The 20,610-nt window shown below is 62.9% G+C and carries 23 protein-coding genes; 5 read left to right on the forward strand and 18 right to left on the reverse strand.

Going from position 1 to position 20,610, the window contains the following annotated elements:
* Nucleotides 1-24: 24 nt before the first annotated feature.
* Nucleotides 25-558 carry a L,D-transpeptidase gene (locus tag EOC94_RS29505; protein WP_245465682.1) on the reverse strand — a complete coding sequence of 178 codons (534 nt, stop codon included), beginning with the start codon at nucleotides 556-558 and terminating at the stop codon, nucleotides 25-27.
* A gap of 147 nt (nucleotides 559-705) precedes the next feature.
* Here EOC94_RS29505 and EOC94_RS29510 point away from each other — a divergent pair, with 147 nt between their 5' ends.
* Together EOC94_RS29510 and EOC94_RS29515 are read left to right on the forward strand one after the other, a co-directional pair.
* Nucleotides 706-1,389 carry a response regulator transcription factor gene (locus tag EOC94_RS29510; protein ID WP_029349304.1) on the forward strand — a complete coding sequence of 228 codons (684 nt, stop codon included), beginning with the start codon at nucleotides 706-708 and terminating at the stop codon, nucleotides 1,387-1,389.
* A gap of 230 nt (nucleotides 1,390-1,619) precedes the next feature.
* Nucleotides 1,620-2,075: a cyclic nucleotide-binding domain-containing protein gene (locus tag EOC94_RS29515; protein ID WP_127295016.1), complete on the forward strand. Its 456-nt coding sequence runs from the start codon at nucleotides 1,620-1,622 to the stop codon at nucleotides 2,073-2,075.
* Nucleotides 2,076-2,149: 74 nt separating this feature from the next.
* On the opposite strand, the gene EOC94_RS29520 is transcribed toward EOC94_RS29515, so the two are convergent.
* The 6 genes from EOC94_RS29520 to tesB form a co-directional block, all read right to left on the reverse strand.
* Nucleotides 2,150-2,956 (reverse strand): exodeoxyribonuclease III, encoded by an 807-nt coding sequence (locus EOC94_RS29520; RefSeq protein ID WP_127295018.1) that lies wholly within the window; start codon nucleotides 2,954-2,956, stop codon nucleotides 2,150-2,152.
* Nucleotides 2,957-3,245: 289 nt separating this feature from the next.
* Nucleotides 3,246-3,929, reverse strand: a complete 684-nt coding sequence (locus EOC94_RS29525; RefSeq protein ID WP_095484923.1) for an outer membrane lipoprotein carrier protein LolA — start codon at nucleotides 3,927-3,929, stop codon at nucleotides 3,246-3,248.
* Nucleotides 3,930-4,095: 166 nt separating this feature from the next.
* Entirely contained in the window at nucleotides 4,096-6,750 is a 2,655-nt protein-coding gene (locus EOC94_RS29530) for a DNA translocase FtsK (RefSeq protein WP_127295020.1), read from the reverse strand.
* A 258-nt stretch (nucleotides 6,751-7,008) separates the two neighbouring features.
* Nucleotides 7,009-8,436, reverse strand: coding sequence for an ammonium transporter (locus EOC94_RS29535; RefSeq protein WP_095484921.1), 1,428 nt, complete (start codon nucleotides 8,434-8,436; stop codon nucleotides 7,009-7,011).
* Nucleotides 8,437-8,467: 31 nt separating this feature from the next.
* Nucleotides 8,468-8,806: a P-II family nitrogen regulator gene (locus EOC94_RS29540; protein WP_073985197.1), complete on the reverse strand. Its 339-nt coding sequence runs from the start codon at nucleotides 8,804-8,806 to the stop codon at nucleotides 8,468-8,470.
* 220 nt (nucleotides 8,807-9,026) lie between these two features.
* Nucleotides 9,027-9,902, reverse strand: a complete 876-nt coding sequence (gene tesB / locus EOC94_RS29545; RefSeq protein ID WP_127295022.1) for an acyl-CoA thioesterase II — start codon at nucleotides 9,900-9,902, stop codon at nucleotides 9,027-9,029.
* A 123-nt stretch (nucleotides 9,903-10,025) separates the two neighbouring features.
* On the opposite strand from tesB, the gene EOC94_RS29550 reads away from it, so the two are divergent.
* On the forward strand, nucleotides 10,026-11,288 hold the full coding sequence (locus EOC94_RS29550) for a ubiquinone biosynthesis hydroxylase (protein ID WP_127295024.1): 1,263 nt from the start codon (nucleotides 10,026-10,028) through the stop codon (nucleotides 11,286-11,288).
* Between the two features lie 46 nt (nucleotides 11,289-11,334).
* On the opposite strand, the gene EOC94_RS29555 is transcribed toward EOC94_RS29550, so the two are convergent.
* The 3 genes from EOC94_RS29555 to EOC94_RS29565 form a co-directional block, all read right to left on the reverse strand.
* Complete coding sequence (locus EOC94_RS29555) at nucleotides 11,335-11,862, reverse strand: hypothetical protein (RefSeq protein WP_095484919.1); 528 nt, start codon at nucleotides 11,860-11,862, stop codon at nucleotides 11,335-11,337.
* Nucleotides 11,863-11,979: 117 nt separating this feature from the next.
* On the reverse strand, nucleotides 11,980-12,336 hold the full coding sequence (locus EOC94_RS29560) for a YciI family protein (protein ID WP_095484918.1): 357 nt from the start codon (nucleotides 12,334-12,336) through the stop codon (nucleotides 11,980-11,982).
* Nucleotides 12,333-12,557: a hypothetical protein gene (locus tag EOC94_RS29565; protein ID WP_095485119.1), complete on the reverse strand. Its 225-nt coding sequence runs from the start codon at nucleotides 12,555-12,557 to the stop codon at nucleotides 12,333-12,335. The genes EOC94_RS29560 and EOC94_RS29565 overlap by 4 nt, the downstream gene beginning before the upstream one ends.
* 224 nt (nucleotides 12,558-12,781) lie before the next feature.
* Here EOC94_RS29565 and EOC94_RS29570 point away from each other — a divergent pair, with 224 nt between their 5' ends.
* Nucleotides 12,782-13,207 (forward strand): OsmC family protein, encoded by a 426-nt coding sequence (locus EOC94_RS29570; RefSeq protein ID WP_126104357.1) that lies wholly within the window; start codon nucleotides 12,782-12,784, stop codon nucleotides 13,205-13,207.
* Between the two features lie 309 nt (nucleotides 13,208-13,516).
* On the opposite strand, the gene EOC94_RS29575 is transcribed toward EOC94_RS29570, so the two are convergent.
* The 7 genes from EOC94_RS29575 to EOC94_RS29605 form a co-directional block, all read right to left on the reverse strand.
* Nucleotides 13,517-14,161 carry a DUF480 domain-containing protein gene (locus EOC94_RS29575; protein WP_127295026.1) on the reverse strand — a complete coding sequence of 215 codons (645 nt, stop codon included), beginning with the start codon at nucleotides 14,159-14,161 and terminating at the stop codon, nucleotides 13,517-13,519.
* Nucleotides 14,162-14,382: 221 nt separating this feature from the next.
* Nucleotides 14,383-15,162, reverse strand: coding sequence for a succinate dehydrogenase iron-sulfur subunit (locus EOC94_RS29580; protein ID WP_126104356.1), 780 nt, complete (start codon nucleotides 15,160-15,162; stop codon nucleotides 14,383-14,385).
* Nucleotides 15,162-15,596 (reverse strand): DUF3052 domain-containing protein, encoded by a 435-nt coding sequence (locus tag EOC94_RS29585; protein WP_127295028.1) that lies wholly within the window; start codon nucleotides 15,594-15,596, stop codon nucleotides 15,162-15,164. Before EOC94_RS29585 ends, EOC94_RS29580 begins: the two co-directional genes overlap by 1 nt.
* A 2-nt stretch (nucleotides 15,597-15,598) precedes the next feature.
* A complete protein-coding gene (gene sdhA / locus EOC94_RS29590; protein WP_127295030.1) occupies nucleotides 15,599-17,437 on the reverse strand; it encodes a succinate dehydrogenase flavoprotein subunit in 1,839 nt (612 codons plus the stop codon).
* Nucleotides 17,438-17,441: 4 nt separating this feature from the next.
* On the reverse strand, nucleotides 17,442-17,837 hold the full coding sequence (gene sdhD, locus EOC94_RS29595) for a succinate dehydrogenase, hydrophobic membrane anchor protein (protein ID WP_095484915.1): 396 nt from the start codon (nucleotides 17,835-17,837) through the stop codon (nucleotides 17,442-17,444).
* Between the two features lie 2 nt (nucleotides 17,838-17,839).
* A complete protein-coding gene (sdhC, locus tag EOC94_RS29600; protein WP_126104353.1) occupies nucleotides 17,840-18,259 on the reverse strand; it encodes a succinate dehydrogenase, cytochrome b556 subunit in 420 nt (139 codons plus the stop codon).
* Nucleotides 18,260-18,485: 226 nt separating this feature from the next.
* Nucleotides 18,486-18,830: a hypothetical protein gene (locus EOC94_RS29605; RefSeq protein ID WP_126104352.1), complete on the reverse strand. Its 345-nt coding sequence runs from the start codon at nucleotides 18,828-18,830 to the stop codon at nucleotides 18,486-18,488.
* A 231-nt stretch (nucleotides 18,831-19,061) separates the two neighbouring features.
* Between EOC94_RS29605 and EOC94_RS29610 the strand changes: the two genes are divergently transcribed.
* Nucleotides 19,062-19,412 (forward strand): hypothetical protein, encoded by a 351-nt coding sequence (locus EOC94_RS29610; RefSeq protein WP_095485116.1) that lies wholly within the window; start codon nucleotides 19,062-19,064, stop codon nucleotides 19,410-19,412.
* Here the strand turns inward: EOC94_RS29610 and EOC94_RS29615 are convergent.
* Nucleotides 19,396-20,607 (reverse strand): GGDEF domain-containing protein, encoded by a 1,212-nt coding sequence (locus tag EOC94_RS29615; RefSeq protein ID WP_126104351.1) that lies wholly within the window; start codon nucleotides 20,605-20,607, stop codon nucleotides 19,396-19,398. The two genes, EOC94_RS29610 and EOC94_RS29615, sit on opposite strands and share 17 nt — an antisense overlap.
* Nucleotides 20,608-20,610 lie beyond the last annotated feature (3 nt).

The following is a 20,610-nucleotide window of genomic DNA, read 5'->3' on the forward strand; positions in this document are numbered from 1 at the left end:
CTACTCCCCTACTCCCCTATTCCCCTATCGTACCACCCTCATCACCGTCCGGTCCGACAGCAGCGGCAACAGCCGGGCCATCGTGCGTGCTGTCACCGCGACGCAGCCTTGCGTCGGCGTGAAGCCGGGGCGCGCCAGGTGGAAGAAGATCGCGCTGCCGCGCCCGCGGCGGCGCGGCGCAATGTTCCAGTCCAGCACCAGGCAGGCGTCATAAAGCCGGTCGGCGCGCAGCATCCGCTCGTGGCTGGCGCCATAGGGAATCCTGACCGGGCGGTTATAGTTGCGGTCCTCAGGCACCTCGCACCAGCCGAGATCTGGGCCGATCGGCGCCATCGCCAGCCGGGTTTTGCGGCCCTCGGAAAAATGATCGTTACGGAAATATCCCGACAGGATCCGCATCGAGCCAAGTGGCGTGGCGCCGTCGCCTTCGCGCTTGCCGGCCGATATGCCGCCGCGTCCCAGCGCACATAAAAACACCAGTTTGCCAGCCTGCAGGAACCCCTGGCTGGCGTGGCCGGGCCTGGCGCGCACCGTGAGAACACGGAGCCCTTTTCGCAAAAATGCGCTCGCCTCATTGCACGCGCGTTTTTTCTTGTATGATCGTGCCACGGAACAAATCACTGTGATCGGCTGTTGTGCCGGTCAGCTTCCGCATAAACAGGCAGCGGTCAACTGAATTTTCTTTTCAAAACAACGGATTGATCCATGACTTCACGCACCATTCTGATCGTCGATGACGATGACGACCTGCGCGGCACGCTCGTCGAGCAATTGTCTCTCTATGAGGAATTCGACGTCCTGCAGGAATCAACCGCCGCCAAAGGCGTCGCCACGGCCCGCGGCGGCCTCATCGATCTGCTCATCATGGATGTCGGCCTGCCCGACATGGATGGCCGGGAGGCGGTGAAGATACTGCGCAAGGGCGGCTACAAGTCGCCCATCATCATGCTGACTGGACACGACACCGATTCCGACACGATTCTCGGCCTCGAAGCCGGCGCCAACGACTATGTGACCAAGCCGTTCCGCTTCGCGGTTCTCTTAGCCCGCATCCGTGCGCAACTTCGCCAGCATGAGCAGAGCGAAGACGCCACCTTTTCGGTCGGCCCGTACACGTTCAAGCCCAGCCAGAAGCTTTTGATCGACCAGCGCGGCGCCAAGGTGCGGCTGACCGAAAAGGAGGCCTCGATCATCAAGTATCTCTACCGCGCCGACCAGAAGGTGGTGACGCGCGACGTGCTGCTCGAGGAAGTGTGGGGCTACAATTCCGGCGTCACCACGCACACGCTGGAAACCCATGTCTATCGGCTGCGCCAGAAGATCGAGCGCGATCCTTCCAATGCGGAAATTCTTGTGACAGAAAGCGGCGGCTACAAGCTGGTTCCTTAAACATTTAATTATCCAATGAGCGGTCGGGGCGGGGCCGCTTTCGGGCACGATCCTGAGACTGGAGGTGGTTCTGGATCGGACTCGCTGATGCATCGGCCCAAAAATCGGAATCGATTTTTTGGAAAGCACGGTGCGTCGATTTCAAGCGTTTAGAGCGTCCTTTGCGCATCCAAAGGGACGCTCGGCGCTCTAAGGGAGGGATTGGACTGACCGTTCGGGGACATAGCTAGATGGCGTTGGATGACGACATCCGCATCCTGTCCACCGTGAGGCTCTTCGAGGGCTTCACGGACGAACAGTTGCGTCTGCTCGCCTTTGGCGCGGAAACCACAAGGCTGCAGGCCGACCACAAGCTTTACCGCGAGGACGACGAGGCCGATTGCGCGTATATCGTGGTCAGCGGGCGCATCGTGCTGTATCGCGAGCAGAATGGCGACCGCGTCCCGATAGGCACGGCCGGCCCCGGCACGACGCTCAGCGAACTGGCGCTGATCGCCGACACCAACCGGCTGACCAGCGCATCCGCCGAGATCGATTCGGAAGTGCTGCGGCTCAGCCGCAAGATGTTCCGCCGCATCCTGGAGGAATATCCCGATATCGCGGTCCATCTGCACCAGCGCATTTCCGAGGATTTTCAGGCAATGATCCGCCGCATCGAAGAGCTGGCGTCGCGCTTCGACAGTTGAGCGGGCAACGGTAGTGCGGAACTTCTGAAACGCCGGCGGGACAGAAGGGGACGCGCTACAGGCGGCAGTCCGCACTACTCTAAATCGAACCGGGCGATCACCGGCACATGGTCCGACGGCCGTTCCCAGCCGCGCGCCAGCCGCAGGATCTCATAGCCGGCAAAGCTCGGCACCAGATTAGGCGACGACCAGATATGGTCGAGCCGCCGGCCGCGATTCGACGCTTCCCAGTCCTGTGCGCGATAGCTCCACCAGGTGTAGAGCTTCTGCTCATAAGGCACGTTGAGCCGCATCAGGTCGACCCAGTCGCCGGCGAGCCGCATTGCCTCGAAATTTTCCGTCTCGACCGGCGTATGGCTGACCACTTTCAAGAGCTGCTTGTGCGACCAGACATCGTGCTCAAGCGGCGCGATGTTGAGGTCGCCGACCAGGATCGAGCCGGAGACCTCGTCATGCTCAGCGCGGATAGCGTTCATTTCGGCGACGAAATCCAGCTTGTGCCTGAATTTGCGGTTGATCTCCGGGTCGGGCTCGTCGCCGCCTGCCGGAACGTAGAAATTGTGCAGCAGGATCGCCTTGCCGCCGGCCCGCACGGTGACCGACAGATGCCGGCAATCCTCGATCTCGCAGAACCGACGCTTTTCGACGATCTCGATCGGCCGCCGGGCCACCGTCGCCACGCCGTGATAGCCCTTCTGGCCGTGGAAGGCGATATGCTCGTAGCCGAGCTTGCGGAACGCCTTCTCGGGAAACAGCTCGTCCGGAACTTTGGTTTCCTGCAGGCAGAGCACATCCGGCGCCTGTTCCCTAAGCAGGCGTTCGACGATCGGCATGCGCAGGCGGACGGAATTGATGTTCCAGGTGGCGATGGAAAAGGACATGCACAGGATCCGGGGACAGCGCATGGCCGCCAGAGGCAAACGCCTTTGGCGAGTCATGCGCCCATGAGAGAGTCGGGCCAGAACCTGCCAGCCGCGAGCCTCAAAAACAAGCCGGGCCGCGCTCGAAGCGCTGCCCGGGCTGGCACCAGGGTTTGCTGAGATTCAGGTCAGGCCGAGTCGAGAATGGCGGATTCCGAGAACCGGAGCGGAGCGTACTTAAAGTACGTGAGCACCGGAAGCGCAGGAAACCGCCGTTCGCAGGCCGGCCTCACCTGAATAAAAGCGGACCCTACCGCGACTTGGTGTTCAGTTCCCGGTTAGCCGTATAGTCGATGGCAAAAGTGTCGGGGGCAAAACTTACGCCTTCCCTGACGTTGAAGATCATCACCGTCGTGTCCTTGCCTTGCGCGTCGGTGATCGTCCACTGGCGCAATTCGTAGGATTTCGGATCGAACATCATGGTGATCTTCGAGCTGCCGAACACGGATTTGTCGGCAAGCTGGATGGTGGTGACGTCGTTCTCTTCCTTGACGCTTTTGACGCGGCCGCCGGAGAGGTCGATCTTGGTGTCGAGGAGCAGCTTGAGCGGCGTCTTCGACAACGGGTAGAGATCGGACGTTTTCAGCCGCTTGTTGAGGATGACCACCGACCTGCCGTCGGAAATCACCCTGAAATTCGACGTCCCGTCATAGTTGAAGCGGATCTTGCCCGGCCGTTCCAGAAAGAACTTGCCGCCGGTCTGCTCGCCCTTGGGTCCGAACTGCACGAACTCGCCGGCCATCGATTTGACCGAGGAAAAATGGTCGGCGATCTTCTGCGCGGTGGGTGGCACCGCCGCTTGCGCCGACGCCAGCAACTGGACCCCGGGCACGACATTGATGGCCGCAGCACCTGCCAGGACCAGGCCGAGGCCAAGCAACTGGCGGCGGGTCGGGGCAAAATCGCTGATCGTGGCGAAAGAAGAGTTTTTCATGCCGGTCACTCTCGTCTGGTTTATCTGTTGTCGCAGTGTTTGGCCCCCCAGTTGGGCTTAAGTTTGGCGGGCGAACAGCGCTTGGTCGTTGCAACGCGCCAAAAGGTTCAAGGTTGCTGCCCGTCAAGGTTGTGGCGGGCAGGTCTGCCGGTTGTCGCCGGCCTGATCAGAACTTGTCGTCCTCCGTCGGCACCAGAATCTCGCGTTTTCCGGCATGGTTGGCCGGGCCGACAATGCCTTCCTTCTCCATCTTCTCGATGATCGAGGCGGCGCGGTTGTAGCCGATGCCGAGCCTGCGCTGGATGTAGCTGGTCGAGGCCTTGCCGTCGCGCAGCACCACCGAAACCGCCTGATCGTAGGGATCGTCGGAATCCTCGAAATTGCCGCTGCCACCGCCGCCGGAGCTACCTTTGCCCGACGGCTCGTCTTCCTCGTCGTCATCCTCGGTGATGGCGTCGAGATATTCCGGCACGCCCTGCAGCTTCAGATGCGCGACGATCTTCTCGACCTCGTCATCGGAAACGAAGGGACCGTGGACGCGCTGGATGCGGCCGCCGCCGGCCATGTAAAGCATGTCGCCCATGCCAAGCAGCTGTTCGGCGCCTTGCTCGCCCAGGATGGTGCGGCTGTCGATCTTCGACGTCACCTGGAAGGAAATGCGGGTCGGGAAGTTGGCTTTGATCGTGCCGGTGATGACGTCGACCGACGGCCGCTGTGTCGCCATGATGACGTGGATGCCGGCGGCACGCGCCATCTGCGCCAGGCGCTGCACTGCGCCTTCGATGTCCTTGCCGGCGACCATCATCAGGTCGGCCATCTCATCGATGATGACGACGATGTAGGGCATCGGCTCGAGATCGAGGTTTTCCGTCTCATAAATGGCTTCGCCGGTCTGCCGGTCGAAACCGGTCTGCACGGTGCGCGAGATCTTCTCGCCTTTCTTCTCCGCCTGCTGCACCCGCGCATTGAAACCGTCGATGTTGCGGACGCCGACCTTCGACATCTTGCGGTAGCGGTCCTCCATCTCGCGCACGGTCCATTTCAGCGCCACCACCGCCTTCTTCGGGTCGGTGACGACAGGCGTCAAAAGATGCGGGATGCCGTCATAGACCGAGAGCTCCAGCATTTTCGGATCGATCATGATCAGTCGGCAGTCCTGAGGCGTCAGCCGGTAGAGCAGCGACAGGATCATGGTGTTGATGGCGACCGACTTGCCCGAACCGGTGGTGCCGGCGACCAGCACGTGCGGCATCTTGGCGATGTCGACGATGACCGCTTCGCCATTGATGGTCTTGCCGAGCGCCAGTGCCAGCTTGGCTTTGGTGGTCTCGAAATCGCGGCTGGCCATGATCTCCCTGAGATAGACGGTCTCGCGCTTGGCGTTCGGCAACTCGATGCCGATGGCGTTGCGGCCGGGCACCACGGCGACGCGGCAGGCGATCGCGCTCATCGAGCGGGCGATATCGTCGGACAGGCCGATGACCCGCGACGATTTGATGCCGGGCGCCGGCTCCAGCTCATAAAGCGTGACGACCGGGCCGGGACGGACATGGATGATCTCGCCCTTGACGCCGAAATCCTCCAGCACGCCCTCGAGCAGGCGGGCATTCTGCTCCAGCGCGTCCTTGGACAGGCTGGCGTCGCGCACGACGTTCTTCGGCTCGGACAGGAAATGCAGCGACGGCATTTCGAATGTTTCGGAGCCGATCAGCGACGTCTGCGCTTCGCGCTGGACACGAGCGCCCGGAACGGGCCGGGGCGCCGGCGCCTCGACCCGTGTGGCCGCATCGGAGCGGAACGGCTGCACCTTCACATTGGGCGCGGCGCGGCGCTGGCCCGCGGGCTCCGGCGCAAAATCCATGTCGTCGTCCTCATCGAAGACATCGGCGTCGTCGGGATCGAGCGAGGCACTGCGGTCGTTGACCAGGGCGGCGAAGAATTCCGGCTCGACGCGGGCGCGGCCATCCGGGCTCATCCGCGCTTCGGCGAACTCGGCCGATTCGACCCTCTCGGCAGCGCGGCGCCAGGCGCTTGCACGCGGTTCCATCTCCGGTTCGAAATCGTCGCGTTCCCGGCGGCGAGCGGCGCGGCGGCGGAGATAGGCGCGCAACGACAGCCACCAATGGGTGATCGCGCCAAGCGCCAGAATGCCCTCGTCGCCTTCATCCTCGTCATTGTCGAAAAGCAGGTCGTCCTGATCCCGGGAATCAGGTGCGGCCTGTTGCTCGAGGACGGCGAAACCGTTCTTGCGTGCAATCAGCGCCGAGCCATAGGCAAACAGCCACAGTGCCGGCGCCGCCAGAAGCACCGCGAGCACGCTGGCGATGAGACCGGTCGGGTAGCCGCCGACGAAGAAACCGGGAATGTTGAGCACCATGTCGCCGAACACGCCGCCGAGACCGGTCGGCAGCGGCCAGGTCTTGGGCGGCACCACGCAGCCGGCCATGGCCGCGGCAAGCACCGCGTAGCCGAACCAGGCGAGCCCGCGCTTCGGCAGCCTGTCGACGCCGCGCGCCGAAAACAGCAGAAATCCCCAGACCACCGCCGGCACCAGCGCCGCGACGGCGGCGAGGCCAAAGAACTGCATGGCGAGGTCGGAGAAGACAGCGCCCACATAGCCCATGGCGTTGGTGACGATGTTATCGGTGGCGTGGGAGAAGCTTGGGTCGGCGACGTTCCAGGTGGCGAGGCTGGCGATACCGAAGGCGACCAGCGCAAACAGGCCGGCGCCGACCAGCCGGCCGACCTGACGCCGTGCGAATGCCCCGATGCCGTGCCCCGTGTCGGCCAGCGCGAGCGGTGCTGAAGCCCCTGAACGCATGCTCTTCCCCGTCTGTAATTGCCCGGCCGGACGCGTGCGCGCAGCTCGGCAGATTCGGGCACCAGACTATCGGCGGGAAGGTTAAGGCAGCATTAACTATAAGGGATTGGGGGAAGTATCTTGCGGCGGGTATCTGGCACGGCATCTGCGCGCAAAAAAGAGGCCCGGAAACGTTCCGGGCCTCAATGCGTGAGCCCTTCTGGAGCGTCACGACGGGATGGGAGGATGCGGGGCGGCCAAGGCCGCCCTAGACAAGGCTTACGGGTGATAGGCCGCTTCGCCGTGCGAGGTGAGGTCGAGCCCTTCACGTTCTGCATCGGCTGTCGGACGCAGGCCCACGATCATATCGACGATCTTGTAGAGGATCGCGCTGCCGATGCCCGACCACAGGACGGTTACCAGGACACCCTTGAACTGCGACCACAGCTGGGTGGCCGTGCCGGCATAGCCGGCGGCGAAGTCGGCTGTCGAATAATCGACGACGCCGGCGCCGCCAAGGGCGGGATTGACCAGGATGCCGGTGCCGAGCGCGCCGATGATGCCGCCGATGCAGTGGATGCCGAAGACATCAAGGCTATCGTCGTAGCCGAACTTGTTCTTCACCACCGAGACGAAGAAGTAGCAGACGCAGGTGGCGACGATGCCGAGCACGATGACGCCCATAGGTCCGGCAAAGCCGGCAGCGGGCGTGACGGCGACAAGGCCGGTAACAGCGCCAGAAACCGCGCCGAGCATGGACGCTTTGCCGCGGAGCAGCGTTTCAAGCACGATCCAGGTCACTGCCGCCGCCGCTGTGGCGACGAAGGTGTTGACCATCGCCAGCACCGCGTAGGCGTTGGCTTCGAGGTTCGAACCGGCGTTGAAACCGAACCAGCCGACCCACAGCAGCGAAGCGCCGACCATGGTCAACGTCATCGAGTGCGGCGCCATGACGTCCTTGTTGTAGCCGATGCGCTTGCCGACCATCAGCGCGCCGACAAGGCCGGCGATGCCCGCATTGATGTGAACGACGGTGCCGCCGGCGAAGTCGATGGCGCCGAAGCTGAAGATGAGCCCTGACGGGTCGCTATACGCGCTCGGGCCACCCCAGAACCAGACCATATGCGCGATCGGGAAGTAGACGAACGTGACCCAGAGGATGGTGAAAAGGATCACGGCGGAGAACTTGATGCGTTCGGCGAAGGCGCCGACGATCAGGGCGGGGGTGATGCAGGCGAAGCTCATCTGGAAGATGACGAACACCAGCTCAGGAATGGCGACGCCCTTGGTGAAGGTTTCCGACAGCGTCGTCACGTCGACGCCGGCGAGAAACATCTTGGAAAGGCCGCCGATGAAGGCATTGCCGGGGGTGAAGGCAAGGCTGTAGCCGTAGAAAACCCAGACGATCATGACCACGCTGGTGATGGTGAAAACCTGCATCAGCACCGACAGCATATTCTTGGCGCGAACCAGGCCGCCGTAGAAAAGGGCAAGGCCGGGAATGGTCATCAACAGCACCAGAATGGTGGAAATCATCATCCAAGTCGTGTCGCCCTTGTCGACGGTAAAGGCCGGCACCGCTGGCGCTGCCGGTGCGGCCGGAGCTGCTTCCTGCGCAAATGCGGCAATCGTGCCTAAGGCTCCAAGTGTGAACGCGCCCAGCAGCGCGGTGCGCGCCGCGGACTTCAAAGTAGAAGGAATATTCATTGAACTCTCCATTGGAATACGTGTCCGCAGCTCAAAGCGCGTCGGTGTCTGTTTCGCCGGTGCGAATGCGCACCGCCTGGTCGATGCCGAAAACGAAGATCTTGCCGTCGCCGATCTGTCCGGTCTTGGCCGCCGCTGTGATGGCTTCGACGGCCTTGTCGACCATGTCCACGCCGACCGCGACTTCGATCTTGATCTTCGGCAGGAAGCTGACCGCGTATTCCGCCCCGCGATAGATTTCCGTATGTCCCTTCTGACGCCCGTAGCCTTTGACTTCGGTGACGGTCAGGCCCTGGATGCCGACTGCGGTGAGCGCTTCGCGCACCTCGTCGAGCTTGAACGGCTTGATGATTGCCATCACGATTTTCATAAGGTTTCACCCTTTGCTGTTGCGGGTCCCCCGCGTTTATACGACTTCGCCGATCCCCATGAGAGCCGGAGAGTGCCCGCTAGGATTCAAGCTCCGTGCCAATTGCCGAAGCAGGGTGTTAACCTGTTGTTAAATAAGGAATTGAGGAAGGTTTGTCGGCTGACTGTTCATAGTCGCGGCAGCGCAGCTGATTAAAAAGTAGGCAATTTTGGAAATTTGCCTATTCGGCAGGCGGCCGCTTCAGCCTGATGAGGCCTTCCTGCGCAACCGAGGCGATCAACGTGCCGTCGCGGGCAAACAGCGACCCGCGGGTGAATCCCCGCGACCCTTGCGTCGACGGGCTGTCCTGCGTGTAGAGCATCCAGTCGTCGAGCGGATGGCTGCGGTGGAACCACATGGCGTGATCGAGGCTCGCCGCCTGGATGTCGCTGTCGAAAATGGCGCGGCCATGCGCAAAGGTCGAGGTGTCGAGCAGCGTCATATCGGAAAGATAGGCAAGCACGGCCGCCTGCGTGGCGCGATCGGCCGGAACCGGACCGGTCGTGCGGATCCAGATGTTCTGCTTCGGCTCCAGCTTTTCCCGGCTGGTGTAATGCTCCAGCATCACCGGTTTCATCTCGATCGGCCGGTCACGCTCCCAGTAGCGCCTGATACCGTCTGGCACGGCCTCGCCGAACTTGCCGATCAATTCGCGCTGCGACAGCAATGTGTCGGGCGCCGGCACGTCCTGCGGCATCGGCACCTGATGCTCGAGCCCGACTTCGTCCTGCTGGAACGAGGCTTCCAGCGAAAAGATCGCCTGGCCGTGCTGGACCGCCACAACACGCCGCGTGGTGAAAGAGCCGCCATCGCGGATGCGGTCGACCTGGTAGATGATCGGCACCTTGGTGTCGCCGGGCCGCATGAAATAGCCATGCAGCGAATGCACGTGGCGTTCGGGCTCCACCGTTCGCTGGGCGGCGACCAGCGCCTGGGCGATGGTCTGGCCGCCGAAGATACGCTGCCAGTCGAGCTTGGGGCTGCGACCACGGTACAGGTTGTGTTCCAGCTGCTCGAGGTCGAGAATGCTGAGAAGCTCGTCCATGGCCGCCGTCATGTTTCGCGCCCTGTCGTTTTGATTTTCGAACTTCGCCTCACCGCAGAAGTGGTATTGCGGTTTCCGACAGGAATGACGGGCAGTCAAGGCCGGAAAAGAAATTTGGCCGGAAAGGAATTTGCCATGGTGGACCGCAAGGCGGATGCAAAAAACCGAACTTCGCTCGACATTCTGGTCGCCGGCGCCGGCTACGTCGGCCTTGCCGCCGCCGTGTCGTTGAAACAGGCGCGGCCGAGCCTCGCCGTCGCTGTCGTCGACGCCGCGCCCGCCGGCGTCTGGCAAAAGGACGGCCGCGCCTCGGCCATCGCCGCTGCCGCTTGCCGCATGCTCGACCAGCTCGGCGTCTGGGCCGAAATCGCGCCGGAGGCGCAGGCGATCACCGAAATGATCGTCACCGATTCGCGCACTTCCGATCCGGTGCGCCCGGTGTTTCTCACCTTCGATGGCGAAGTCGCACCCGGCGAAGCCTTTGCACATATGGTCGCCAATAGGGATTTGAACGGCGCCTTGCGCCGGCGCGCTGAAAAACTCGGCATCGACATCATCGAAGGCGTCGCAGTCAGTGCCTTCGACGTCAACGGCGCCGGCATCACCGTGCATCTTGCCGACGGTGCGACGCTGAAGGCGCGGCTGCTGATCGCTGCCGACGGCGTCAACTCGAAGCTGCGCGACATGGCCGGCATCAAGACGGTGAAATGGGAGTATGGCCAGTCCGGCATCGTCTGCACCGTCGCGCATGAACGGCCCCACAATGGCCGCGCCGAGGAGCACTTCTTGCCGGCCGGCCCCTTCGCCACGCTGCCGCTCAAGCCGGACAAGGACGGGACCAACCGCTCGTCGATCGTCTGGGTCGAGTGCTCGGAAGATGCCGAAAAACTGGTCGCCGGCGACGACCTCGTCTTCGAGCATGAGCTGGAACAGCGCTTTGGCCTGAAGCTCGGCGAAATCCATGTCGCCGACAAGCCACGCGCTTGGCCGCTCGGCCTGACGCTTGCCCGCGCCTTCGTCGCGCCGCGTATCGCGCTCGCCGGCGACGCCGCCCATGGCATCCATCCAATCGCCGGCCAGGGCCTCAATCTCGGCTTCAAGGACGTGGCGGCACTGGCTGAAGTGGTGGTCGAGGCCGACCGGCTCGGCCAGGATATTGGCGCGCTCGACGTTCTCGAACGCTACCAGCAGTGGCGGCGCTTCGACACGCTGCAAATGGGCATCACCACCGATGTCCTGAACCGGCTGTTTTCCAATGACATCGGCCCGCTGCGCGCCGTCCGCGACGTCGGCCTCGGCCTCGTCGAACGCATGCCGCGGCTGAAGGATTTCTTTATTCGCCAGGCGTCCGGACTGTCCGGCGACACACCGAAACTGCTCAAGGGCGAGGCGATCTAGCGCCCGGAAGGGGCGGCAAACCATATTGAGCATCAGGCAATTTCGTTCAGTTGACTTCGAAGCCCAGCTTCTGGCGCAGCCGCAGCATCCGCTGATCGGATATCTGCAGGGGCTGCTCACCAGCCTGCGCTGCGCGGTTCATCATCTGCAGCAAATCGTTTCGCTCAGTCACATCCAGGCGCTCGCGCAGAAATGGCGCCAGCTTGTCGATGACGATCGTGGCATCGTCGATCTGTGACGCCGCCCATTTGGCATAGACCACAGCCTCATCGGTCTTCTTCTCGTCCGCAATCTCCGAAATCACCGATCGAATGGCAGCTTCGCGCTGCGGCAGGACAGGGCCGTTCTCGGAGACGATGGCAGTGATCAGCGTCGCGGCGGCCACGACCGGATCGTCGATCGCCGTCAGCGGCGAGAGCGCCGCCTGGTTACGCAGTCTCTTGCGCCGAATGTTCCCTTGCACACGCCCGACGACGTCCGCGACCTCGCGCGCCGCATCGTTCATAGCCTTCATCCGGTACCACCAGAATGCTGCCGCGCCCAACACGCCAAGGATAGCAATCAAGAACGGCATGCAGAAATCCCCCAACCGCAGCGACGATAGGAGAAGTGCCGTCCCGCTTCAACACGCAAAAGTTGCGCCCGCAGAAGAATCCGGGTCAGGGCGGCACCGCCGGGAGCAGATGGTTGTCTAGGACCCCGGCACCTCGTAGATCGCCCTGACCTCGATCGTGCCGATTTCCGCCAGCGGAATGCCGCCGGCAATCTCCAGCGCCTCGTCGATGTCCCCGGCCTCGATCATGACGAAGCCGAGCAATTGCTCCTTGGTCTCGGCGAAAGGGCCATCGGTGATCAGCCGCTTGCCCTTGCGCCGGCGCACGGTCTTTGAGGTCTTCACCGATTGCAGCGCCTGCGCGATGATCAGCTTGCCTTGCTGATCCAATGACCTGTCATAGGCCAGCGAATCGGCGTCGAGCTTTGCCGATCCCTCCGGAGTGAGCGCGTAGAGGTCTTTTTCCTCACCGTAGACCAGCAGGACATATTTCATTTCCAGCTCCCTTGTGGTGACGAACCATAGGATGCGGCCACGGCGTCAGCGGCGCCTTTGCGTGCCGCCATGTGATCGAGAACGCTTGCCGCGACCCCGATGATGGCAACCGCCGCCAGAAGCCGGCCGAAACCGGAAGGCGGCGGATGTAGCCCGTAATCTTCCCGTCGTTTGGGCTTGCGGCCCGAGCCCTTCCACAGTGCAAAAAACAAGCCATCCATGTGAACCTCCATCCGGCCGCGAAATCCGTGACCGCCCGCAGGACGGTCGAGGCCGATGGAAGTCGACATTCTTGCACGTGTTTTTTTTCAAGAAAAATTCAGCCGCCGCCGCCAATTTTGCGCGACTGCGCAAAGAGCGCGGTGGTCTTCGCCCGCGCCCGCGCTATAGTCTTGAAGAACGCTGGCGCCGGGCCGGCGCAATCCGGACAATCAAGGAGAATTTCATGGACCGCACCGCAAACGCCGTCTGGAAAGGCAATCTGAAGGAGGGCAAGGGCACGCTCGACACCCAGAGCGGGACCCTGAAGGGCACGCCCTATTCGTTCAAGGCACGCTTCGAGGACGAGAGCGGCAAGTCCGGCACCAATCCGGAGGAGCTGATCGCGGCGGCGCATGCCGGCTGCTTCGCCATGCAGTTCTCTCACTTCCTGGCCGAGAACGGCACCCCCGCCGACGAACTCGACGCCAAGGCAGTGGTGACGCTGATTCCTGGCACGGGGATCACAGGCAGCGCTCTCACGGTGGTCGGCAAGGTGCCGGGCATCGATGCGGCGAAATTCCAAGAGCTGGCCGAACAGGCCAAGGCCGGGTGTCCGGTTTCGAAGGCGCTCGGCGCCATAAACGTGTCGCTCGACGCCAAGCTCGGCTGAGCGGCCGCTTCCCACATGTGACCGTCTCCTCCAGCTTGGGTTGGAGACCATCAATTGTTGACGTCGGCTCCGCCCCTCATTGTCCTACCGGGCATTCCTCCCGTTTAGTGACGGGGAGAAAGAGGCGGGCCGCAGCCGCGGCGCCCTTCTTGCAACGCTGACTATGTGGCGAAACCGTCGATCAGAGCGTCCCTCTCCCCGTCACTATACGAGGAGAGGTCGCCGGCAGGCGGGTGAGGGGCAGCGCCAACGCCTCGAAGGTAAGCGTGAGGGCAAATTCAATCTGGAAACACAATTGAGCCTACTGCGCTACTGTCCTTCGCCAGTCAGCGCGTCGATGCGTGCGCGCAGCGTCGCGACCTCCTCCTCGAGAGCTTGCACTCGCGCCTCGAGATCGGAGGCTGATGAGGTGGCTGATTGCGCCGGACGTGAGGCGACGGCTGCAATCTGCGGCACTCCGCTCAAGAGATGCACATAGCGGTCCTCACGCTGGCCGGGTCCACGATCGATCTGCTGAACGAGCGGCGGCTTGCGGCCGATCAACAGGTCGAGATTGCTGCGAAGCTCGTCGATGGAGGGTAACCGCACCATGCGCTCAGCTCGCGCCAGCAATTCATGAGCGGTCTGCGGACCGCGCAGCAACAGCAGGCCAAGCAGCGCGATCTGCGCCGAGGTCAGCGAAAAGCGCTGCGCGACGATATGTTCGTAGCGCTCGACGCGCGAGGCGAAGACCTGCCTGACCAGACCCTTCTGCTCAAGCTGGCTCAGCGCCCGCCTGACCTCGACCAGCTCGACCGACATCACCGGCTCGCGCGCCGTCTTCTGGTTGGCAGCGGCAAGTGCTGCATTGAGCGTCAGCGGGTAGATATCAGGTGTCAGCTCCTTCTTTTCGATCAGACAACCGAGCACGCGCGCTTCGACGGGAGAAAGGATGGGAAAGTCAGAGTCAGTCATAGATCGGCTATCCTTTTGAAGCTGGCGGGACAGCGCCCCCCTCTGTCCTGCCGGACATCTCCCCCACTTGCGGGGAGATTGACAGCTTCAGCGCTCTGCTCACTTCTGCAACGCTGATGCGTGACGGCCGATCTCCCCCCTCGTGGGGGAGATGTCCGGCAGGACAGAGGGGGGCGCGAAGGATCGCTACAGACGACACGATCTCGACGGCACCCGTCCGTCTACACCCTTCTCTCCACCATCATCTTCTTGATCTCGGCGATCGCCTTGGCCGGGTTGAGCCCCTTGGGGCAGGTCTGGGCGCAGTTCATGATGGTGTGGCAGCGATAGAGCCGGAACGGGTCTTCGAGATTGTCGAGCCGTTCGCCCGTGGCCTCGTCCCGGGAATCGATCAGCCAGCGATAGGCCTGAAGCAGTGTCGCCGGCCCGAGATAGCGGTCGCCGTTCCACCAGTAGCTCGGACAGGAGGTCGAGCAGCAGGCGCAAAGGATGCACTCGTAGAGCCCGTCGAGCTTTTCGCGGTCCTCATGGCTCTGCAGCCATTCCTTGGCCGGCTCGGGCGACACAGTTTTCAGCCACGGTTCGATCGAGGCGTGCTGGGCGTAGAAATTGGTGAGGTCGGGCACCAGATCCTTGACCACCTGCATATGCGGCAGCGGATAGACCTTGATCGCGCCGGAAATGTCGTCGCAGCCCTTGGTGCAGGCGAGCGTGTTGGAGCCGTCGATGTTCATGGCGCAGGAGCCGCAAATGCCTTCGCGGCAGGAGCGGCGCAAGGTCAGCGTCGGGTCGATCTTGTTCTTGATCCAGAGCAGCGCGTCGAGCACCATCGGACCGCAATCGTCCATATCGACGAAATAGGTGTCCATGCGCGGGTTTTCGTCATCGTCCGGCGACCAGCGGTAGATGCGGTATTCGCGCAGATTGGTGGCGCCCTCCGGCTTCGGCCAGGTTTTTCCAGCCTTGATCTTCGAGTTTTTCGGAAGCGTCAGTTCGACCATTACCGCAGGTCCTTTCGGATGACGAGCTTCAGCCCGGACCAGATATCGTTCACGACGGCGACCTTGACGTCGACAAGGTCGAGCTTCAGCGCAGCGGCGCGGATGACGTCCTCGGTGACGTCGGTCGGCACTTTCGACGCCTTCTTCGGCCAGGAGACCCAAACCATGCCGTCGCGCTTGATCGCCACCTCGACATCGCTCCGGCAACCCTCGATCTCGGCGCGCTGCCGGGTGAAGGCATGGATGGCATCGTATTTCTGGGCACCTGAAATCTTCGACCAGTCCGGCAGCCGGTCGACGTGGGCGAAGTCGACGGCTTCGGCCAGATCGTCGAGTTCCGCCGGCAGCGCGATAAAGGCGGCTGTCATCCCGTCCTTTAGGCCGAGCTTGGCCGGAAGGGGCGTGCCGGAATATCCTGAGACCGCCAGCGCCATCGTCAATACACCCTGGCCTTCGGCGCGATCTTGGCCGGGTTGATGCCGCCGTCTGCTTCCTTGAGCAGCGTATCAGTGTGCACCGGCCGGTAGGTGAGCGTCACCTTGCCGGCCTCGCTGAGCCGGGCCAGCGTATGCTTGCGCCAGTTCGCGTCGTCGCGCGCCGAAAAGTCCTCCCGCGCGTGCGCGCCACGGCTCTCCTTGCGCGCTTCGGCGCCGTAGACAGTGGTGATGGCGTTGGCCATCAGGTTTTCCAGCTCCAGCGTCTCGACCAGGTCCGAGTTCCAGATCATCGAGCGGTCGAATACTTTTACGTCCTTAAGCTCGCCCCAGATCTGCGAAATGCGCTTGCAGCCGCTTTCCAGCGATTCCTGCGTGCGGAACACCGCCGCGTCGTCCTGCATCGCCTTCTGCATTTTTTCGCGCAGGACCGCCGTCGGCGTCGAGCCGTCGGCATGACGCAGCCGGTCGAAGCGATCCATGATCTTTTCGACCGAGGCTTCGTTGGGCGACGGGATCGCCGCGTTGCGGTCGATAACCTGGCCGGCCCGGATCGCCGCCGCGCGGCCGAACACCACCAGATCGATCAGCGAGTTCGAGCCCAGCCGGTTGGCGCCATGGACGGAGGCGCAGCCGGCCTCGCCGACCGCCATCAGCCCGGGCGACACCTGGTCCGGGTTCAAGGCAGTGGGGTTGAGCACCTCGCCCCAGTAATTGGTCGGCACGCCGCCCATATTGTAGTGCACCGTCGGCAGCACCGGGATCGGCTCCTTGGTCAGGTCGACGCCGGCAAAGATTTTTGCCGATTCCGAAATACCCGGAAGTCTCTCATGCAAAACGGCCGGATCAAGGTGGTCGAGATGGAGAAAAATATGGTCCTTCTTCGGTCCAACGCCGCGGCCTTCGCGGATCTCCAGCGTCATGCAGCGCGAGACGACGTCGCGCGAGGCAAGGTCCTTGGCCGATGGCGCATAGCGCTCCATGAAGCGCTCACCCTCGGAGTTGACGAGATAGCCGCCCTCGCCGCGCGCGCCTTCGGTGATCAGGCAGCCGGCGCCGTAGATGCCGGTCGGATGGAACTGCACGAACTCCATGTCCTGCAGCGCCAGCCCGGCCCGCGCTGCCATGCCGCCGCCGTCGCCGGTGCAGGTATGCGCCGAGGTCGCCGAGAAATAGGCGCGGCCATAGCCGCCGGTCGCCAGCACCACCATTTTTGCCGAAAACCGATGGATGGTGCCGTCGTCGAGGTTCCAGGCAACGACGCCGGTGCAGGTGCCGTCCGGCTCCATGATCAGGTCGAGCGCGAAATACTCGATGAAGAACTGCGCGTTGTGCTTCAGCGACTGGCCGTAGAGCGTGTGCAGCATGGCGTGGCCGGTGCGGTCGGCGGCGGCACAGGTGCGCTGCACCGGCGGCCCCTCGCCGAAATTCATCATCATGCCGCCAAACGGCCGCTGGTAGATTTTCCCGTCCTCCGTGCGGCTGAAGGGGACGCCGTAATGCTCAAGCTCGTAGACCGCCGCCGGCGCCTCGCGCACCATGTATTCCTGTGCGTCGGTGTCACCGAGCCAATCCGAACCCTTGACCGTATCGAAGAGATGCCACTGCCAGTTGTCGGAGCCCATATTCGCGAGCGAGGCGGCGATGCCGCCCTGCGCTGCCACCGTATGCGATCGCGTCGGGAACACCTTGGTGATGCAGGCGGTGCGCAGGCCCTGTTCGGCCATGCCGAGCGTGGCGCGCAGGCCGGCGCCGCCGGCGCCGACGACCACCACGTCGAACTTGTGGTCGACATAGGTATAGGCGGACGCCGTGTTGGCGTTTTTCGCGTCCTTGGCCAAAATTTCAGCCTCCAAATGCCAGTTTGAGCAGGGCGAAGATCGAGGCGACGCCGACCACCACGGGAAAGAATGTGTTGAGCGCGAGCAGCGCCAGCCTCATGCCCTCGCCATGGACATAGTCCTCGATGATCGCCTGCATGCCGAGCCGCATATGATAAAGCCCGGACAAGAGCACCAGGGCCAGGACCAGCGCCACGAACGGGTTGGCAAGTGCGGCGCGCACCTCCACATAGCCGGCGCCATTCAACGCGATCAGGAAGCCTACGAAGAACAGGATCAGCGGGATGTTGGCGATCGCCGTCAGGCGCTGGCGCCAGAAATGCTCCGTGCCCTCGCGGGCGGAGCCGAGGCCGCGGACCTTCGCCAGCGGCGTGCGCATGTCGGTGTTGTGGTGGCTCACGATCAGGCTCCCCGCGCCATATAGCCGGCGACCCAGATCAGCAGCGTCAGCACGATCGAGCCGGCCAGCGTCGCCCAGGCGATCCTGGAGGCGGTGTCCTTTTCAAGACCTGCCCCGGTGTCCCAGATCAGATGGCGCACGCCGCCCAGCATGTGGTGCATCAGCGCCCAGGTATAGCCGAACAGCACCAGCCGCCCCAGCCACGAGCCGAAGGCCCAGTTGACGGCATCGAAGGTGGATTGCGAGCTCGCCGCCGCCATCAGCCACAGGGCGACCAGCAGCGTGCCGAAATAGAGCGCCCCGCCGGTGATGCGATGGATGATCGACATCGTCATCGTGATCGGCGGCCGATAGACGGTCAGATGCGGCGAAAGCGGCCGTTCACGTCTGGCAAATTCGCGGGTGGCTGGTGATTTGCTCATGGCTCCCCCAGTTCGGCGTCTCTGGAGCCCCAGGTGGAAATGCGGCGTTACCGCTTCCGGTTGCGACTTCGGACAGCCGGTTTCTAATGCTCTTTTTGCACCGCGTCAAAGCCAGAAAACCGTTTCGAAAACGTAATTTAGTCTGACAAAAGGGGCGGTCTTTGCTTCAATCGATTAGGGCGCGACCCAAAGCCGGCGCTATGTTCGCTGCAGTGCGGTAAACTGATTAACGCTTACAGGTCAGCGGCGTCTTACCGCCCTTCATCACCAGCGCATCGCGCCCGTCGATCACGATTGCGTCATGCGCCTCGCCGAAGCGGCTGCTTTGATTGGCCGGCGAGGCCGGCAGTTCCTCGCTGGCGCCGTCTGGGCCAAGCACGCGCACCGATGTGCCGAGGTTTTCGATAGTGATCCTGGTGCCATCGGCGCAATTGTAGGTCGCGGTGCGCGGCTGCGGCGCCGTCAAATCGGTCGTGCCGGCCCTCGGCGCATTGGTCTGCGACACGCAGGCAGCAGTGATCAGCAATGAAAAAAGGGCAAGCGTCACCCGAAACGTCCGGCGTAACGCCATATGCTGTCTCCCTACGCATCAAACCAGCCGCGATGCTTGCCAAGATCACCCGACACCGGGCGCGATGGTGCGGGCAAGCATGGCCGAAAGATGACCGCGGCCGCCCAGGCGCCGGATATTAACCATGTTTGCCGAGACCTGACGGCCAGCAGGGCTAGCCTCTTAACAAAGGTTAATAAAAGGTTAATTTCCGAGTCAGAGGAAGTTCGCCTCTGACAAATGGAGGACGCCATGCGTTCGAACTCAGGCAGATCGCGCCTTTCGGCGCTCATCTTGATGGCGGTGGCCATCGGCTTCGCAGCACCGGCACTCGCCGGGACGCGCGACCGCGTCTACGCCGATTCCTTCGGAAATCTGGTCATCGAGAGCGCCGCCGGCTACAAGCGCATCCTCGTTGGCGAGGGCAACCTGGCCAAGGAACTGTCGGACTACACCGGCGCCGGTCAGCCCAAAATCTATGAAAACGAAGCGGATGACGTCAGCAGTCGCGACTGCTACAGGCCCCCGGTTTTCGTGAAGGGCCGCAGTTACATGTACGGCCTTTCAGACGGCGAGATGCCCGAACTCAGCCCCTGCCGCTGATTCTGTCAGGCGTCGCCACTGGGGTCTGCAGGGCTGGCTCTAACGCAATACGCACGCGATCGCGCCCGCCGCGCTTGGCTTGGTAAAGCGCTTCGTCCGCGCGCCGCATGAGATCGGCGAAACCCTCGCCCGGTTGAAGCTCGGCAACGCCGAAGCTGGCGGTGCAGCGATGGTCCGCCGGCAGGCAGTCGATCGGCAAGGCACCGAAAGCGCTGCGTGTCCCTTCGGCAAGGAGCCGCGCCGCGGCGAGGTTGGTCCCCGGCAGTATGATCGCGAACTCTTCTCCGCCGATGCGGCCGGCGACGTGATGGTCGGCGGCGGCGTCACGCAGGAAGCCAGCAAAGGTCCCGATGACCCGGTCACCGGACGCATGGCCGAAACTATCGTTGACGCTCTTGAAATGATCGAGGTCGGCGATGACCAGGGCGACCGGAACGCCTTTGCGCACGGCATCGCGCATCGCGAGTTCCGCGTGACGTTCGAAGCCGCCCCGGTTGAACAACCTTGAAAGCGTGTCCGTCTCCGACTTCGACGTCGCCTCGGCGAGCACATCGCGGACCAGGATGATCAGAACAAGAAGCGCGATTGCCATGGCGAACACAGTGCCAAGCGATTGCGACACCAGAGCGTAGTCGCTCCGCATATAGGCCTGCGGATTGACGCCCCAGCCACCCAGAGCGTGGGCGATGAAAGGCTTGCTCACGAATTGCAGGGCACTGGCCGCCAGCACAGCCATGAGCACACGGTCGAGCCGGTCGCGTTTTTGCCTGGACGACCCGACGATGCCGAGGCCGACGAACTGCATGGCCGCATAGGGGAGCTGGTAGGCCATCATGCGGGCAAGCGACTGACGTGGCAGATCCTGCACGAAGTACACTGCGACGGTGGCCGCAACCAGAAAGACAAGCATCGGATGCCAGGGCGTCGCCACGCCGTATTTATGGGCGAGCCCAGCATTGAAGACGATGGTGGCGCCGAGGAAAACGGCGAAAGCCGTGACGACCGCAGGTCGCGCATTGTCGAAGACCGGAATGCTGAATTCGACGATGTAATAGCCCACGCCGAGCAGGTAGCCGAGGGCCAGCCAGCGTGCCGACACGCGCCCTACATCGTAGAACGCGATCGTCATGAAGGCTGCGGCCAGCAGGCCGGCAACGAACAGGTTGATTGCAAGGATGAAGCCTGCGCCGCCCATGTG

Origin of the sequence: Mesorhizobium sp. M6A.T.Ce.TU.016.01.1.1 (genome assembly GCF_003997065.1) — a bacterium.
GTDB lineage: Bacteria > Pseudomonadota > Alphaproteobacteria > Rhizobiales > Rhizobiaceae > Mesorhizobium > Mesorhizobium mediterraneum.

Excerpts from the sequence above, each read along its gene's own strand:
- EOC94_RS29510 (WP_029349304.1), top strand. The coding sequence starts at position 706 with ATGACTTCACGCACCATTCTGATCGTCGATGACGATGACGACCTGCGC.
- EOC94_RS29515 (WP_127295016.1), top strand. The coding sequence starts at position 1,620 with ATGGCGTTGGATGACGACATCCGCATCCTGTCCACCGTGAGGCTCTTC.
- EOC94_RS29520 (WP_127295018.1), bottom strand. The coding sequence starts at position 2,956 with ATGTCCTTTTCCATCGCCACCTGGAACATCAATTCCGTCCGCCTGCGC.
- EOC94_RS29525 (WP_095484923.1), bottom strand. The coding sequence starts at position 3,929 with ATGAAAAACTCTTCTTTCGCCACGATCAGCGATTTTGCCCCGACCCGC.
- EOC94_RS29530 (WP_127295020.1), bottom strand. The coding sequence starts at position 6,750 with ATGCGTTCAGGGGCTTCAGCACCGCTCGCGCTGGCCGACACGGGGCAC.
- EOC94_RS29535 (WP_095484921.1), bottom strand. The coding sequence starts at position 8,436 with ATGAATATTCCTTCTACTTTGAAGTCCGCGGCGCGCACCGCGCTGCTG.
- EOC94_RS29540 (WP_073985197.1), bottom strand. The coding sequence starts at position 8,806 with ATGAAAATCGTGATGGCAATCATCAAGCCGTTCAAGCTCGACGAGGTG.
- tesB (WP_127295022.1), bottom strand. The coding sequence starts at position 9,902 with ATGACGGCGGCCATGGACGAGCTTCTCAGCATTCTCGACCTCGAGCAG.
- EOC94_RS29550 (WP_127295024.1), top strand. The coding sequence starts at position 10,026 with ATGGTGGACCGCAAGGCGGATGCAAAAAACCGAACTTCGCTCGACATT.
- EOC94_RS29555 (WP_095484919.1), bottom strand. The coding sequence starts at position 11,862 with ATGCCGTTCTTGATTGCTATCCTTGGCGTGTTGGGCGCGGCAGCATTC.
- EOC94_RS29560 (WP_095484918.1), bottom strand. The coding sequence starts at position 12,336 with ATGAAATATGTCCTGCTGGTCTACGGTGAGGAAAAAGACCTCTACGCG.
- EOC94_RS29565 (WP_095485119.1), bottom strand. The coding sequence starts at position 12,557 with ATGGATGGCTTGTTTTTTGCACTGTGGAAGGGCTCGGGCCGCAAGCCC.
- EOC94_RS29570 (WP_126104357.1), top strand. The coding sequence starts at position 12,782 with ATGGACCGCACCGCAAACGCCGTCTGGAAAGGCAATCTGAAGGAGGGC.
- EOC94_RS29575 (WP_127295026.1), bottom strand. The coding sequence starts at position 14,161 with ATGACTGACTCTGACTTTCCCATCCTTTCTCCCGTCGAAGCGCGCGTG.
- EOC94_RS29580 (WP_126104356.1), bottom strand. The coding sequence starts at position 15,162 with ATGGTCGAACTGACGCTTCCGAAAAACTCGAAGATCAAGGCTGGAAAA.
- EOC94_RS29585 (WP_127295028.1), bottom strand. The coding sequence starts at position 15,596 with ATGGCGCTGGCGGTCTCAGGATATTCCGGCACGCCCCTTCCGGCCAAG.
- sdhC (WP_126104353.1), bottom strand. The coding sequence starts at position 18,259 with ATGAGCAAATCACCAGCCACCCGCGAATTTGCCAGACGTGAACGGCCG.
- EOC94_RS29605 (WP_126104352.1), bottom strand. The coding sequence starts at position 18,830 with ATGGCGTTACGCCGGACGTTTCGGGTGACGCTTGCCCTTTTTTCATTG.
- EOC94_RS29610 (WP_095485116.1), top strand. The coding sequence starts at position 19,062 with ATGCGTTCGAACTCAGGCAGATCGCGCCTTTCGGCGCTCATCTTGATG.
- EOC94_RS29615 (WP_126104351.1), bottom strand. The coding sequence starts at position 20,607 with ATGGGCGGCGCAGGCTTCATCCTTGCAATCAACCTGTTCGTTGCCGGC.